Raw genomic sequence first — 15,690 nt, 5'->3', positions numbered from 1 at the left:
GCAGCGGCTAGTAGCACCAATGAGGTGAAAACAAATACCCCACTTCCAAATCGAAAAGTTTCCAACACAAGTTGCCAGGCGATTCAAAAACATTCATCAGCCATTTTGTTTGCAATCGTAAGCTCACTGGTATGCACAACCGCTTTTGCACAGGACAAAAATGCTGAAATAGACAAAATCTTTAGCTGGATAGAAAAAGATGCGCCGGGCTGTGTTTGCGCGGTATCGCAAAACGGGCAGATTGTAGCTAACCGGGCTTACGGCCTGGCCGACCTGGAGCGGGGCACGCCACTTACCACATCATCGGTATTTGATGCGGGCTCGGTGGTAAAACAATTTGTAGCAGCATCGGTGTTATTGCAGGTTGAAGATGGCCGGCTTTCCCTGACCGAAGACATCCGCAAATACATACCCGAACTGCCCGATTACGGAAGCAAGATCACCCTCGACCACCTGATGACGCATACCAGCGGCATCCGCGATTGGACTGGACTTAAACCTTTAGCTGAAGGCGACCCCGATGCGCTAACGCTAACGCTGCGGCAACATGGCCTTAATTTTAAACCGGGCGATGAATGGGCTTACTCCAACAGCGGATACGTGTTGCTGAAAGAAATTGTGGCCCGTGTCAGCGGCATGCCATTTTCCCGTTTTACACAGGAGCGCTTGTTTACACCCCTGCAAATGAACTCGACCCGGTATGTGCTCGATATGAATGAAGTGGTGAAAGACCGGGTGATGGCGTATAAAAAAGAAGGCGCGGCATGGAAGCTTGATGTGTTGATGGGCAACGACCGCGGTGGCGGCGGTGCGCTATTCAGCACACCCGCCGACCTGGTTGTTTGGAACGAGGCCCTGACCAGTGGAAAGCTGGGTGCATTTGCTACACGGAAACTGCAGGAGCAAGCCACACTGAACAACGGCCGCAAATTGAGTTATGCCCGCGGCCTCAACATCGAGCCGTTTCGCCGTGGTGGCCAACTGGTATGGCATAGCGGCGGTGCAGCTGGCTATAGCACCATTGTGGGCCGGTTACCCCAACACGGCCTTTCCGTTGCCATCATGTGCAATGTGGATGGCGGTGCCCGTTCGGCATATGCGGCACGCCTGCTCAATCTATTTTTACCGGCCGGAACCGATGTTCCAGTTGCGCCAGCAACAGATATAAAGGTTGATATCGCACCATCGGAACTCAATGCCCGCACCGGTTTATATTTCAACGAACAAACGGGCCAGCCGGTGCGGTTGATCATGGCAAACAATACGCTGGCAGTTGCCGGCGCCGGTCCGCTTCTACCATTGGCAGCAGACCGCTTCCGCAACCGCGAGGGATCACCATCTTTTCTTTCCGAAGCAAAGTTTGAGCTCACTTTTACATCGGCAGATGCATTTGACATCAATACGACGGAGGGTGAAAAAATCCGTTTTCGCCGTGCCCGTGCTTATACGCCTGCATCTGGCGAATTGGCAGCGCTGGCAGGCCGTTATGAAAGCACGGAGTTAGGAACGATTATGGAAATAGTGCCGGAAAAAGAAGGCATCCAAATGCGGTTCTACCGCAATCCCGGCAAATCGATTGTACTAAAACCCACAGACGACAATACATTTATGACCGGCATGATGGCCGTTCGGTTTGTACGCGATAAAAATGGTAAAGTAACAGGCTTTGATTATGGCAACCCACTGGTGCGCAACATCAGATTTGTTCGGGTAGATGATGCGGCAGGCAAATAAGATCAGCGTTGTTTTATCAAAAATTCGAGCCTGTTTTCTTGTGCATGAAAAACGAAAAATTATGTTTCCGCACACAAGAAAATTGCACATGCTAATTGAGCAAACTTTGCATTTGTCATGCTGAGCGCAGCGAAGCATCTGAGTGTTGTAAATCAACGCATCTTGCAGAAAAGGCAAACTCTCAAATGCTTCGAAATTTGTACTGGTGCGAGCTCAGATCCTTCGCTGCGCTCAGGATGACAAGCAAGACATTACAGCGAACGGAATAAATCGTCGGGTCATAATGCACATAAAAAAACGCAGTACCGATGTACTGCGTTTTTTATAAATCAACCTTTCTTACTGTTTACCACACAAGCAATGCTGTGCATGCTCATGGGTCAACGTTTCACTTTGAAAGCCAAACGCCTCCCAGTTCTTTCGAACTTCCCAATAAAATTTAGGCCGTTGCTTTTCTGCGTTGCCCGCTTCGTTCATGGTTTCCGCATCATACAGCCGGCCATTAATCATAGTGTACTTAATGCTTTCCGTATTGCGGATGTTCTCCAGCGGGTTGGCATCCAGCACCAGAAGGTCGGCGAGTTTACCCGCTTCCAGCGAACCAATTTGATCATCAAAACCCAACGAACGGGCTGGTAAAATGGTGGCCGTTTGCAGCGCCTGGTGATTGCTCATGCCGCCTTGCTGCATCATCCAAATTTCCCAATGTGCACCCAAACCTTGCAATTGTCCATGTGCGCCCATGTTTACCGGCACACCGGCATCCAGCAGGTTTTTGGCTTGCTTCGATAATTGAATGTGGCCGTTCTCATATTCCTCTTCGGGCAGCATGGTGCGGTGGCGGCTGCGCGTATCAATTACACCGCGGGGCGTAAACCGTGCCAAGCGGCTTTTTTCCCAAACATTAGTGTGCTGGTACCAGTAGTATTCGCCGCTAACGCCACCATACGAAACGATGAGTGTTGGCGTATACGCGGTGCGTGACTGCTTCCACAACTCAATCACATCTTTGTGCAGCGTGGCTATCGGAATATTGTGTTCAATGGTGGTATGTCCATCCAGAATCATGCTCATGTTGTGAAAAAAGAATGAGCCGCCTTCAGGCACCACTTCCATGCCCAGTTCGCGGGCCGCATGTATGATCATCTGGCGCTGGTCGCGGCGCGGCTGGTTGTAGCTTTTTACCGAAAAAGCACCAAACGCTTTGGTCCGACGCAATGCGCTGCGGGCATCGTCAATGGTGTTGATCACAGCTTTAAAATCGCCTTCCGCGCCATACAAAATAGTGCCGGTAGAAAATACCCGTGGCCCCACCATGTGACCGGCTTTTACCAGTTCGCTTTGCGCAAATACCATCTCGGAATTTGCGGAAGGATCATGCATCGTAGTTACGCCATAAGCAAGGTTTACATAATAAGGCCAGTGCTTTTGCGGCGTGATGCCGGTGCGGAAATGGTTGCCGTGTGCATGTGCATCAATAAAGCCGGGCACAATGGTTTTGCCGGTGGCATCGATCAGCTTTGCACCTGCAGGCACCGCCACTTCATTGGCACGGCCCACTGCTTTGATTTTATTTCCTTCAACTACCACGGTGCCATTCTCAATCACCTCGCCGCCCTTCATGGTAATAATGCGGGCATTGGTAAATGCAATAGCGCCCTGCGGCTTATCCGTTTTTGCGGTAAGGCCCACTGCAATGCCTTTTTCCGGGATCACAAATGCACTGTCGGGACGGCCGGCCACAAACTCAAAACGATCTTCGAGGTTGATGGTAAAATATTGGTCGCCGAGTGTGTAGTGGAGTTGCTTGCCGTTGTTGTTCCAGTGCAAATTAATGCCTGCATCACGGGACACTTTTTTTACCGGGAAATCCGATGTAGTGCTACCGATGTCCACCGTTTTGCCAACGGCAGGGAACGTAGCTATGTACACGTTGTGCAGGTCTACAAATGCAATCCATTGCTCGTCGGGCGATACAACAAACTGGCTGCCGTACATGCTTTTCAGGTGTACCCGTTCATCAAATCCATTGAGATCGCTGCTGGCAAAATTGCGGTTGGTGCCACCGCCCACTTGGTAAAAAATGCGGTCGCCGCTTTTATTAAAACGGGGCATATCGCCACGGGCAGTAATAAACGCTTGTGCACCGCCGTTAGCCGGCATGGTGTAGATGCCCGGTTGCGCGGTAAATGCATTGCCCAGCACATCGCTGCTGCCTTCTTTGCGAAAAACAACGAGCTTGCCATCCGGCGAAAACTGCGGCATGCGGTAGATGCCTTTTTCCTTTGTCAGTTTCACAGGCCTTGCAGCGCCGTTCAAGTTAACGGTGTAAATAGCGCCTGCATCCACATCGTTCCAGGTGGTGTACAACAGCGTTTTACCATCGGTTGAAAACTGTGGTTCAAACTCAAAGTCGGCACCTTTGGTGATGCGCTCCGGTGTGCCGTTGGGCAGCGCTTTTTTCCACAAATAACCAAGCGCATTAAACACAAGCCACTTGCTATCCGGCGATGTCACCGCATGACGGATCACATTTACTTTGAATTCATCTTCGTTGATGTTTTGCTTAAACCGTACCGCCTCTGCAATCTTCTGATTTACGGTAACCGTAAATGGAATATCAACAGCAGTATTGGGTTTTGCAAGGTCAATGCGGTTGATTTTTCCATTACTCCACAAAATGATGGCCTTGTCGTCGGGCGTCCATGCAAAGCCAGGGAAAGAACCAAAAATGGTCCATGCTTCCTGCTGGTCTTTCGATAGCTGGTCGTACACAGGCCACTCCTCGCCGGTTTCCAGTTGGCGCAGATACAGCACCGATTTGGTGCGTACTCTTTTTACAAAAGCCAGCGTTTTACCATCGCGGGAAAGCTGCGGCCGCACGGCGCCGCCGGGCCCGCCGGTTACGTTTTCCAGCGTGCCGTTTTCGCGGTCAAACCTGCGGATAACGAAGATCTGGTTGTTGGGGTCTTTGTTGTATTGAAACGCACCACCGGGATACATGTCTTCGCTGAAATAAACATAGCGGCCATCCGGCGACACCACCGGTTCGTTCACATCCTGCTGGTCGTTTTTGCGGGCTGTCAACTGTATGCCCCCTCCCCCGCTGATGTGGTACATCCAAATCTCACCGGCGCCCAGGGATCGGCCCGATGTAAAATGCTTGCGGGCCACAATGTATTGCCCATCGGGCGACCATGCAGCGTTGTTCAGCAACCGAAACGTTTCCTTGGTGATTTGCTTTGCATTGCTTCCGTCGCGGTCCATCACCCAAATATTATCGCCGCCACCGGCATCGGATGTAAACAGGATTTTTTTACCATCAGGGCTAAAGCGTGGCTGCACTTCAAAGGGCAAACCCTGGCGCAGCACTTTAGCTGTGCCGCCGGTCGAAGGCATGGAATAAATATCCCCTAACAAGTCGAACACGATCTCTTTTCCATCGGGAGCAAGATCGAGGTTCATCCAGGTGCCTTCGTTTACCGTAAAGGATACATTTTTGTACGTACCCTCCGGGTTGGCCACGTCCCATTTTTTCTGCCCCTGTGCACCGGCCACAGCACACGCCATTGCCGCACTTGCTGCCAGCAACCATTGTTTTACATTCATAGTTTAGAAAATTAAACGCCTGAAAGATAAGGCAAGCGGGCCTTGGAATGAAGCAGCAGCGGCGAAACTGCTTATATTAAAAACACGAGTTATTTAATGAAGCCGCCAGGTTTTTTACTCCATTTTTAAACAATAAAGGCTAATAAAATAATCCGCTCAAAACCGAATAAAGCGGCTAGCTTTTACCCGTATGATTCAGTTAAGTTTGTGCCTGCAAACAAATGGCGATTTTTTCAATCAAAAAATACGCATCGTTGCGCTGCATAAAAAAAGAAGCCATCGGGTTGTTTTACATTCCAATCTTAAGTTTGAGCCACCGATAGAAAAATGGAACCCATCAGCGAACTACAACACCTACTGCTGCCGCAGGAAGAACAGCCCTTTTTCGCGGCCAGCGATAAGGATTTGCGCATTGTGGTGCTGAAACAATTCCGGTTTCATAAATCGCTGTCCATCGAGGTGTTTAATGCGGCCACAACACAAGCAGGCAAAATCAAAAACCCGCTTACACCAATCAGTGCTGCCGACGCGGCCCTGTTCAGCAGCAACCCCGATGCGTTGCTTTTTTACACCTGCATCAGCCGGTTCCAGGCTAACCCAACCGCTGCCAAAACAGCCGCCGATATCAGGGCACTCAAAACCATCATCAAAAACCCACTAGGCCTGCGTTTTTTTTACCACAACACTGAGTTTTCGGAAAACGTTAGTGCCGGCTCATTGGTTGAAATAACGGTTGGCAAGGTATTGAGCAAATGCCTGCTGCTGGTAAACAAACAGGAACCATTTTTCAACATTGTACCGCAACTGCAAATTGGCGACGCGATGCTGCATCCGCAGCAGATGCAGGTAAAATACGAATACTTTGTGCTGCACGATGGTGCCATGCACCTGGCAGCTAATCTTACTATTGTAAAACTGCTTCAATACTTTGCCACACGTCCTTACATGCAGGTGCATGCGCAACAGTTCAATGCGTTTAATGAAGGTGTGCTGGTCAAACTGGAAGATCATGTGGAAGTGGTGCACACGTATATCGACCGCGCCACTGGCGCACAACTTGAAGCTGCCGGCTGGGAAGGTGCTCGGGAACGCATGATTTACCTGTCGGATCTGAACCAATACGTGATCATCAACCCGGTGATGCGCTATGGTAGTATTGAAGTGCCGGTGCGCAGCAAAAAAGCGGTGTACCTGCCCGATGCCCGCGGCCGCATGATGGCGATGGAACGCGACGAACGGGAAGAAGATAATTTTATAGCCTTGCTGTTGCGGCAACACCCGCTTTTTTACGAACAACTGGAAGATAGCCTACCCTACTTTTACCTGCACCGCGATCGATTCCTGAACGAAGACTGGTTCCTAGAAACCTTTGCACAATGGCGTACCGCAGGCATTTCCATTTATGGTTTTAACCAAATAAAAGGCAACAAGCTGAATGCGCACCGGGCAAGCATCTCGGTGCAGGTACAAAGCGGGCTTAATTGGTTCAACACAAAATTGAAAGTGCAGTATGGCAAGCAAAATGCATCGCTGAAACAACTGCAGCAAGCAGTGCGAAACGGCAGCCGTTATGTGCAATTGGATGATGGCACACTGGGCATTTTGCCCGAAGCATGGATTGAGCGGATGCAACAATTTTTTGCTGCTGCCGAAATAATGGGCGAAGACCTCATTACACCCAAGCCACAATTTGATGCGCTGGCGCAATGGTATAAAGAAGAGGAGCTGGACGATGAAGTAAAAAGCGCCATTCAAAATTACCGGCAAAAGCTGTACGACCTTAAAGCGATGGAACCGGTGCAATCGCCAAAAGGGCTGCGGGCACAATTGCGTGCCTACCAGTTGCAAGGCCTTAGCTGGCTGGCTTTCCTCAACGAACACGGCTTTGGTGGTGTGCTGGCCGATGACATGGGCTTGGGTAAAACGTTGCAGGTAATTGCACTGATGCTGATGGTAAAAGAACAAGGCATTTCGGAAACGCATTTGGTGGTAGTGCCCACTTCGCTGCTATTCAACTGGCAAGCAGAAATAGCCCGTTTTGCGCCATCGCTGAACGTTTACTTATTACATGGCGCAGATCGCAACAAAGATGTTGCGGCATGGGATCAATATGATATAGTGCTTACCTCCTATGGCACGCTGCTGGCCGATGTGGGCTACCTGCGACGCTACACGTTTGGCTATGTATTTTTAGATGAATCGCAGCAAATAAAAAACACCGGCTCGCAACGATACCATGCGGCGCGGCTGCTGCGATCCAGGAACAAACTGGCTATTACCGGCACGCCCATCGAAAACAATACGCTGGATCTGTATGCGCAAATATCTTTTGTACTACCGGGTTTGTTGGGCAACCAAAAGTATTTCCGTGACGTGTATTCCACGCCCATCGACAAGTTTGAAGACAGCCGCCGCGCAGCCGAACTGCAGCGAAAAGTAGCACCCTTTATTTTGCGCCGCACCAAGGAAACCGTAGCACAGGAACTGCCCGACAAAACAGAGCAGGTATTGTATTGCCCCATGGGCGATGCGCAACGTGCCGTGTACGATGCTTATGAAGGCGAGCTACGCGATTACCTGGAAGGCAAAATGGAAGATGAAATTTTGCGCAATGCCATGCATGTGCTGCGTGGACTTACACAGCTGCGCCAGATTTGCAACGATCCGCGATTATTGAATGCAGGCGATAAGCAAGCCGGTGGCTCATCGAAAATAACGGCACTGATGGAGCAATTTGAAAGCAAAGCACCGCAGCATAAGATCCTGGTGTTTTCGCAGTTTGTTTCCATGCTCGATCTTATACGCGAAGAGTTGGATAAAAGCGGCATCGGCTATGCATACCTTACCGGCGCCACCCGCAACCGGGAGGAAGTGGTAAATCGTTTTCAAAACGATGCGCAGGTGCGGGTGTTTTTGCTTAGCCTTAAAGCTGGCGGCACCGGCCTAAACCTAACTGCTGCATCGTATGTATACCTTGTTGATCCGTGGTGGAACCCTGCTGTGGAAGCACAGGCCATCGACCGTGCTTACCGCATTGGGCAGCACAAAAACGTGCAGGCCATCCGGCTGATTTGCCCTGGCACAGTGGAGGAAAAAATGATGCTGTTGCAACAAAGTAAAAAAGAACGGTTTGCAGGTTTGGTACCGGGCGGCAAAGAACTATTCAACACCATGACCAAAGACGATTGGAAAGTGGTGTTGGGTGGATGATGTGGGATTGTTTTCATTGAACCCCATTTTACTTTTTCGATCATCTGAATTGCAACTTTTGAAGACGCATCTGAACCAATGCAGCTGATATTATCCCTGCTTAAATAAGAGTTGATGAAACATCTCTATCCCATACTTCAACAAGGCCCGCAACACCACAATCCCGTTTAAAAAACCTCACTTTTACCAAAGCATAAGATTGACGTTGTTTAGATTTTAAGGGCTATTTTTATTGCCTATAACATGACGTCAAACCCTTCCATGAAAGTTTCCCCGCCTGCCGGGGACTTTTCCATTTTTGAAGCCAGGCCGGGAATTGCCATGCTGCTCCTGCCCGATGCTCCCGTTTATACCATCGTTGCCATCAGCAACGACAGCCTTGCCATGATCGGTAAGGAACGAGCAGAGGTGACGGGCACTGGCTTGTTCGATGTTTTTCCGCCCAACCCCCAACTGCGCGAAGATGTTGTGGACAACCGGCTGCGCAGTGCGTACGATTGGGTGCTGCAGCACAAACAACGCTACGCCCTGCAACTGATTCGCTACGACCAGCAGGTTGAAGACGGCATTTTTACCGAAAAATACTGGAAGGTAGTGGTGACGCCGATACTGGCTGCAGGCGAAGTGGAATACCTCATGCACACGGCCGAAGATATAACGGCAACAGTAAAGGCGGAGCAATCAGAAGTGGCCCGGCTGGACTTGGAAAGGGCCTTTAAAAAAGTAGAAGAAAGCGAAGAAAAATACCGCACCCTGTTCAATGCTATGGAACAGGGCTATTGCACATTGGAGGTCATTTTCGATGAAGCGGGCAAATGTGTGAACTACCGCTACATTGAAACCAACCCAGCGTTTGAGCGGCAGTCAGGCTTGGTTGATGTGGTGGGCAAAACCATCGATGATATTTTCCCCGGCATTCAATCGATGTGGTTTGCCGTGTACGAACGGGTGGTAAAAACCGGCAACCCCGAGCACCGCACCGAGGAATCGGAACACCTGGACCGCTGGTTCGACATTTACGTGCACCGCCTGGGCAGCGCCGAAAATTGCCGGGTAGGTGTTTTCTTTACCGATGTTACCGAACGCATCCGCCAGGAGCACCGGTTCCGAAGCGTATTGGACCAGGCCCCCGATCCCATTTTTATCCTGATGGGCCCGCAGTTTGTTCTGGAGGTGGCCAACCAGGCCTTGTACAACCTGTGGCAGGTAGGCCCCGAAGCCTTGCACAAGCCACTGCTCGAGATACTACCCGAAATGAAAGAGCAGGTTTTCCCCGAGCTGCTGCAACAGGTGTTACAAACCGAAAAAACATTTACCGGTGTAGAAATGCCTGCGTTGTTTAAACGCAAAAACGGCCAAGTCGAAAAACGATACTTGAACTTTTCTTACCAGCCTTTTCGCGAAGCTGGCGGCAAGGTTACCGGCGTGCTGGTAACGGCCACCGATATAACCGGCCAACTGGAAGCCAAAAGAAAACTGCAGGAAAGCGAACGCAACCTGCGTAACACCATTTTGCAGGCACCCGTGGCCATGTGCATTTTGCGTGGCCCCGACTATATGGTGGAAGTAGCCAACGACCGGATGTTTGAGCTGTGGGGCAAAAGCAGTGATGTGCTCCTGGGTAAGCCGCTGTTCGAAGCCTTGCCTGAAGTAGGTAACCAGGGCTTTGAAGAAATGCTGGGTCAGGTGTTTTATACCGGCAAACCAGTGGCTGCATCTGAAGCTTCGGTTACACTTCCCCGTGATGGCCGCATTGAGTCGGTGTATGTAAACTTTGTATATGAGCCGTTCCGCGAAGGCGATGGCAGTATATCAGGCATTATTGTGGTGGCCACCGACGTAACCAACCAGGTAAAAGCACGGTTAAAGATCCAGGAAAGCGAACAGCGGGTACGGTCGTTTGTAGACAGTGCGCCTTTCCCCATCGGCGTGTATGTTGGCCCCGACATGCGCATTGAACTGGTAAACCAATCGATTATTGATGTGTGGGGAAAAGGCAGTGATGTGGTAGGTAAAACCTACGCTGAAGTGTTGCCCGAGTTGCGTGCAAGCGGCATTTACGAGCAGTTGTCCAGCGTGTATCATACAGGCGTGCCTTATCATGCCCGCAACCAGCAGGTAAACCTGGTGGTAGACGGCGTGCTGCAACCTTTCTTTTTTAATTACAGCTTTACGCCGCTTACCGATACAAGAGGAAAAATATATGGCGTAATGAATACGGCTGCTGACGTTACCGACCTGATGCTGGCCCGCCAGAAAGTAGAGCAAAGCGAACGCAACTTCCGCAGCATGATTCTGCAGGCGCCGGTGGCCATGTGCATCTTGCTTGGCGCCGATCATATCATCGACACGGCCAACGATTTGATGATACAACTGTGGGGCAAGGAAAAGGCTGCGGTAATGCAAAAGCCGCTGTTTGATGCACTGCCCGATGTGCGGGAACAAGGCCTGGAACCGCTGCTGCACGATGTGTACCACACGGGACAAACATTTACGGCCAACGAACGGCCGGTTGACCTGCTGCGCAATGGCGAGATGGAAACCGTGTTTCAGAATTTTGTTTACGAGCCTTACCGCGATGCAGAAGGAAATGTGCTGGGTGTGCTGGTCATCAGCATTGATGTGACGCAGCAGGTTTTGGCCCGCCAAAAAATTGAGGAACTAGTGGCCCAACGAACCACCGAACTGGCGCAGGCAAATGCTGCGTTGCTGAAAACAAATGCCGACCTGAAACGCCTGAATATAAACCTTGAAGAGTTTGCCTATGCCGCATCACACGACATGAAAGAACCGGTGCGGAAAATTCACTTTTTTGCCGACATGCTGAAGGCAGAACTGCACGATAAGCTGGATGAAAAACAAACCCGCCATTTCAGCAGGTTAGAAGGTGCGGCCAAACGCATGTCCACGCTAATTGACGACCTGCTGGCTTACTCGCAGGCCACTAAAGGAATTGCCAACGAAGAAGAGGTAAACCTGAATAAAAAAGTGCAACTGGTACTGGAAGACCTGGAACTGGAAGTACAGCAAAAAAATGCGCAAATCACGGTAGGCCCGCTGCCCACCATCAGGGGTAACAAAAGGCAGTTACAGCAACTGTTTCAAAACCTGATTAGCAACGCATTAAAATACAACAAGCAAGGCACCGTGCCCGAAGTGGAGATCACGGCGAAAAAAGTGCAGGGCAAAGATGCCCGCCCCGGCCTGCCGGCAGCAAGTGCAGCACAATGGTATCATTTAATTGAAGTGCGGGATAAAGGTATTGGCTTCGATCCAGCTGACTCGGAACGGATCTTTTTGGTGTTTACCCGCCTGCATGGCAATGCCGAATACAAAGGCACCGGCGTGGGTCTTTCCATTGTGCAAAAAGTGGCGGAAAACCACGGCGGCATGGTTTGGGGTGAAAGTGTGCCGGGCGAAGGTTCAGTGTTTAAAGTGCTGCTACCGGTAAATTTTGGCAGCTAAATATTGGGCTTATGTAAACGACAGAATGATTGAATGGATGTAACGAAGGTGTGGGTAAAAAAAGAACAAACGTTTGGGAAAAATTTAGGCTATTGTGACATCCAACTTTTTTTGATGGAACCCATTTTAATGCTTTTCTAAATCGGTGAATGAGCATTTTGCAAAAGAATAATTGGTGGGTTTTTAAAAAACGGTCGGTGCCTTTTTACTTTAAATACACCTTATTGTATTTCCGGATCAGCGCCCTTGCTTTTTTGCCCGATTCTTTTAAATCCATTTCTTTCCAGCCGCCGTCAGATGCGGCAGTGGGCTGCAGCACCGAGCAGGTTTCGTCCTTGTCCGACACCGACCAGGTAACCCAACTCACACCGTTTTGCTCCGCCCATTCAATCCATTGCAGCCACTCACTCTCATTCAATGGGCCATTGCCGGTTGCTTCCATACCGGCCGATTCGGAAATAAAAAGCGGCAGGCCTTTTTTCAGTGCATAAGTACCGCGGTCGCGCAATGCCTGTTTGTGGGTGGCGGCGTAATAATGCAGTGTGTACATCAGGTTGCTAAAACCCTTCAACGGCGCATCGGCAGCCAGGTGCACATCCTGGTCCCAATACGGGCTGCCCACCAATATGATATTATCCGGATCCCATTTGCGAATGGTGCGGATCACTTCGGCCGAGTAGGCTTTTACCTCATCCCAGCTTTGCCGTTCCGGCTCATTAAAAATTTCGTAGATCACGTTGGGGTATTGGCCGTACTCCTGCGCCATTTGCGCAAAAAAGGTCCTGGCTTCTTCCAGGTTGATGTTGTGGCTGTGCCAGTCGATGATCACATAAATACCTGCGGCAATGGCTGCCTCCACCACCGCTTTCACGGCCCGCACCGAACCGGCACTATCTTGTTTGTACCCGCGCCGCGGCTCCACGCCCATGGCGGCACGCACTACGGTACAGCCCCAATCCTGCTGCAGCCATTGCACCGCACCCCTATTGTAAAACCGTGGCCAGAAGTTGTGCCAGCCAAAGCTCATGCCCCGCAGCACCACCGGTTCGCCTTTTTGGTTGCACAACTTGGTGCCCTTCACCTGCAATTGGCCGTGCTGCCGCACCACATTTTGTGCCCGTGCCGGTAAACAAATAGCGACCATGCAGGCTAAGAAAAGGGAATAAACAGTTTTCATACAGCTATCATTTAACGGCGATTGAAGGAATGCAGGAATGGCGCAATGTGCCGCCAATGGTGGTTACAATCAAGCAATCGGGGAAATATTTTTTTTAAAAAAGCATTTGCCAAGGCGACAAAATTAGGGCTTGCAGTGATGGCAATTTGCAGCGGCCAAGTAAGTGCAGGATGATATTGCGCAGTCGGTCAGCTACAATTAGGCGCAAAAAAAGCCCGCCGTAGAAACAGCGGGCGACTAACGATTGCTTGCCATATAAAGAGTTCGAAATACCGGGTTGATGTGGCCTATTATTCAAATAGTGTACCAACTACACAAATTTAAAAGCTGCACTGGTAAAACGGGTAAAAAAAATTTATTCAAGCATTCAAAGATTTCTGCAGTTATACTGTTCAGCTAATAAATTGAAACGGTTTAAGCCATTGCTTCCAGCGGTACCACCACCTCCACCCGGCATCCGGCGCCTGGCTGGCTGTTGAGGCTGAACGATCCGTTCATATACTCGGCGCGGGTACGCATGTTCATCAGGCCGATGCCGCCATTTTTGCTGTTGGCCGCAAAGCCTTTCCCGTTGTCGGCAATGGACAGCCGGATGGCATTTTCACTGGCCTCGAGGCCCACCACCAGTTCGGATGCATCGGCGTGTTTGAGCACATTGTTGATCTGTTCCTGCAAAATACGGTACACGCCCAGATGCACTTCCTGCTTCAGCACCTGGCTGCCCAGCCCCGAAATATTTCGGGTGATCTTTACTTTATTCGTCACATCCACCGAGTCGAGCAGGTCTTTTACCGATTCTTCCAAACTAATTTTACCAAGCGTTGGCGCCGACAGCCTTTTGGAAATGCTCCTGATTTCGTTGATGCATTGCTGCAGGTAATTGTTGGCGCGGGGCAGCAGGGCTTTGGCTTCCCCCAGACCTTCCAGCACCATTTCGTTGTGCAGTTTTACCGTGGTCAGCACCTGGTTAATATTGTCGTGCAGCTCCAGCCCAATCAGCGACCGCTCTTTTTCCTGTGCATGGATCACGGCTTCGGTAATCTCCTTGTGTCGTTGCGCAGCCTCAGCTTCACGGGCCGCTTTCTGGCGGTCGATTTCTTCATACAGAGCCAGCGATTTAGCCATGCTGTTGCGTTTTTGGCGGAAGTTCAATCCCACCAACAGGATGATCACAACACCCATGAATCCAAAACCAACGGTTACCCAAAGGGATACCCGCGCCAATTGTTTTTCCTTTTTTAAAATGCCGATCTGCAGTGCCTTTTCTTTTTCATCCAGCTGTCGGTTTACATCGGCCGCGGTAAGAGCATGCTGCTCCTCTTCCATCGAGTCGCGCAGCAGCACATAGCTTTTGAAAAACGGAAAACCAAGTGCCGGTTGGCCGGTTTGCTCGTAGTAGTCCGACATCAGGTGGCGCCAGCCCAGTTCTACCAGTGTATTGGGCAATGAGTCGAGTTGGAGCCGCAGCCCGCGTAGCACGTCCAACATCTGGCCGTATTCTTCTTGCCGGCCGTACACATCGGCCAATTGCAACTTCACTGCCTGGGCGTTGCCCACATCTTTGCCGGGCCGGTCGTTTAGTGCAATGCTTTGCAGCGAAAGTTTCCGTGCCGTATCCAGTGCGTTTTTGGCCATATATACCTGCGCCTTATTTCCATACAACACACCCCGGATCCCGTCCATAAAGCGCTCCAATGAATCGCTGTTATGCTCCGCAATTTGCTGTGCCCGGTCAAAATGCGTAAGGGCGCTGTCGTATTGTTTCAATTGGATCAGGCACAGCCCGATGTTGCTTTGAATTTCCTGTTGCTGCAGGTAAATGGCCGTGGTTTGAGGCACACAGGTATTTTGCAGCGCATAAGCTTCCTGGAAGTATTGGAGCGACTGCTGGTAGTTCTGCTGGCGGTACAGCACCATCGCAATGCTGTAGTTGAACGACTTCCGTTCACAGGGATCGAGGTGGGCATCGGCCAATTTTTTTGCCGTAAAAAAATAGTTATTGGCTTTGTTGTATTGCCGCAACTTGTAGGCCAGTTCGCCGCCAAACAGCAAAAAATGCACATAGGCATTGGAGTATTGCCGCTGCAATGCCGGTGTGCTGAACTGTGCCAGGGCCGAGTCAATCAGCGCGGCGGTGGAATCGATGCGGGTTGTAAAAAAATAGAAATAGCTGGCTTGCAGGTCAAAGCGGATGGCATCGGCGTACACCGAGGTTTTGCCGGTTTGGGCCAGCAGCGAATCGTACAAGGCCAGTGCTGCGGGCAGCGTATGATCGGCATAAAGTTTTTTGAATGCGGTATCGGCAACCTGTTGCCGCCAGTAGCCAACTTCTTCTTTTTCGGAGTTCCATGTACGGCCACAGGAAACGGCCATAAACATAGCAGCCAGCAGCATCAGGCAATATAGGGAACGCAGCATTGGTGGTTTTTTCAGGATTGGAACAGATGCAAAAATAATTACTATTTGAAAACCGGGCGGAAAAATACGGTCTGCGG

6 protein-coding genes are annotated in these 15,690 nt (G+C 50.5%); 3 read left to right on the top strand and 3 right to left on the bottom strand.

Annotated features, from left to right (window positions below; genetic code table 11):
* Positions 1 to 105 precede the first annotated feature (105 nt).
* Positions 106 to 1,734, top strand: a complete 1,629-nt coding sequence (locus EPD17_RS08390) for a serine hydrolase (protein ID WP_165929568.1) — start codon at positions 106 to 108, stop codon at positions 1,732 to 1,734.
* A gap of 339 nt (positions 1,735 to 2,073) precedes the next feature.
* Here the strand turns inward: EPD17_RS08390 and EPD17_RS08385 are convergent, their stop codons facing one another.
* Positions 2,074 to 5,343: an amidohydrolase family protein gene (locus EPD17_RS08385; RefSeq protein WP_132053379.1), complete on the bottom strand. Its 3,270-nt coding sequence runs from the start codon at positions 5,341 to 5,343 to the stop codon at positions 2,074 to 2,076.
* 327 nt (positions 5,344 to 5,670) lie between these two features.
* On the opposite strand from EPD17_RS08385, the gene EPD17_RS08380 reads away from it, so the two are divergent.
* Both EPD17_RS08380 and EPD17_RS08375 read left to right on the top strand, forming a co-directional pair.
* Positions 5,671 to 8,553 carry a DEAD/DEAH box helicase gene (locus EPD17_RS08380; RefSeq protein WP_132053377.1) on the top strand — a complete coding sequence of 961 codons (2,883 nt, stop codon included), beginning with the start codon at positions 5,671 to 5,673 and terminating at the stop codon, positions 8,551 to 8,553.
* 261 nt (positions 8,554 to 8,814) lie between these two features.
* Positions 8,815 to 12,018: a PAS domain-containing sensor histidine kinase gene (locus tag EPD17_RS08375; RefSeq protein ID WP_165929567.1), complete on the top strand. Its 3,204-nt coding sequence runs from the start codon at positions 8,815 to 8,817 to the stop codon at positions 12,016 to 12,018.
* 205 nt (positions 12,019 to 12,223) lie between these two features.
* Here the strand turns inward: EPD17_RS08375 and EPD17_RS08370 are convergent, their stop codons facing one another.
* Both EPD17_RS08370 and EPD17_RS08365 read right to left on the bottom strand, forming a co-directional pair.
* A complete protein-coding gene (locus EPD17_RS08370; RefSeq protein WP_132053373.1) occupies positions 12,224 to 13,195 on the bottom strand; it encodes a glycoside hydrolase family 5 protein in 972 nt (323 codons plus the stop codon).
* 414 nt (positions 13,196 to 13,609) lie between these two features.
* Positions 13,610 to 15,613 (bottom strand): tetratricopeptide repeat-containing sensor histidine kinase, encoded by a 2,004-nt coding sequence (locus tag EPD17_RS08365; protein ID WP_165929566.1) that lies wholly within the window; start codon positions 15,611 to 15,613, stop codon positions 13,610 to 13,612.
* Between the last annotated feature and the right edge of the window lie 77 nt (positions 15,614 to 15,690).

Origin of the sequence: Pseudocnuella soli (genome assembly GCF_004347775.1) — a bacterium.
In the GTDB taxonomy this organism is placed as follows: Bacteria; Bacteroidota; Bacteroidia; order Chitinophagales; family Chitinophagaceae; genus Flavisolibacter; species Flavisolibacter aquaticus.
The sequence above is the reverse complement of the archived record's forward strand: the minus strand, read 5'-3'. Positions and strand labels throughout refer to the sequence as shown.

Bases quoted from the DNA above. Each gene is read 5' to 3' on its own strand.
- EPD17_RS08370 (WP_132053373.1), bottom strand. From the start codon at position 13,195: ATGAAAACTGTTTATTCCCTTTTCTTAGCCTGCATGGTCGCTATTTGT.
- EPD17_RS08375 (WP_165929567.1), top strand. From the start codon at position 8,815: ATGAAAGTTTCCCCGCCTGCCGGGGACTTTTCCATTTTTGAAGCCAGG.
- EPD17_RS08385 (WP_132053379.1), bottom strand. From the start codon at position 5,343: ATGAATGTAAAACAATGGTTGCTGGCAGCAAGTGCGGCAATGGCGTGT.
- EPD17_RS08365 (WP_165929566.1), bottom strand. From the start codon at position 15,613: ATGCTGCGTTCCCTATATTGCCTGATGCTGCTGGCTGCTATGTTTATG.
- EPD17_RS08380 (WP_132053377.1), top strand. From the start codon at position 5,671: ATGGAACCCATCAGCGAACTACAACACCTACTGCTGCCGCAGGAAGAA.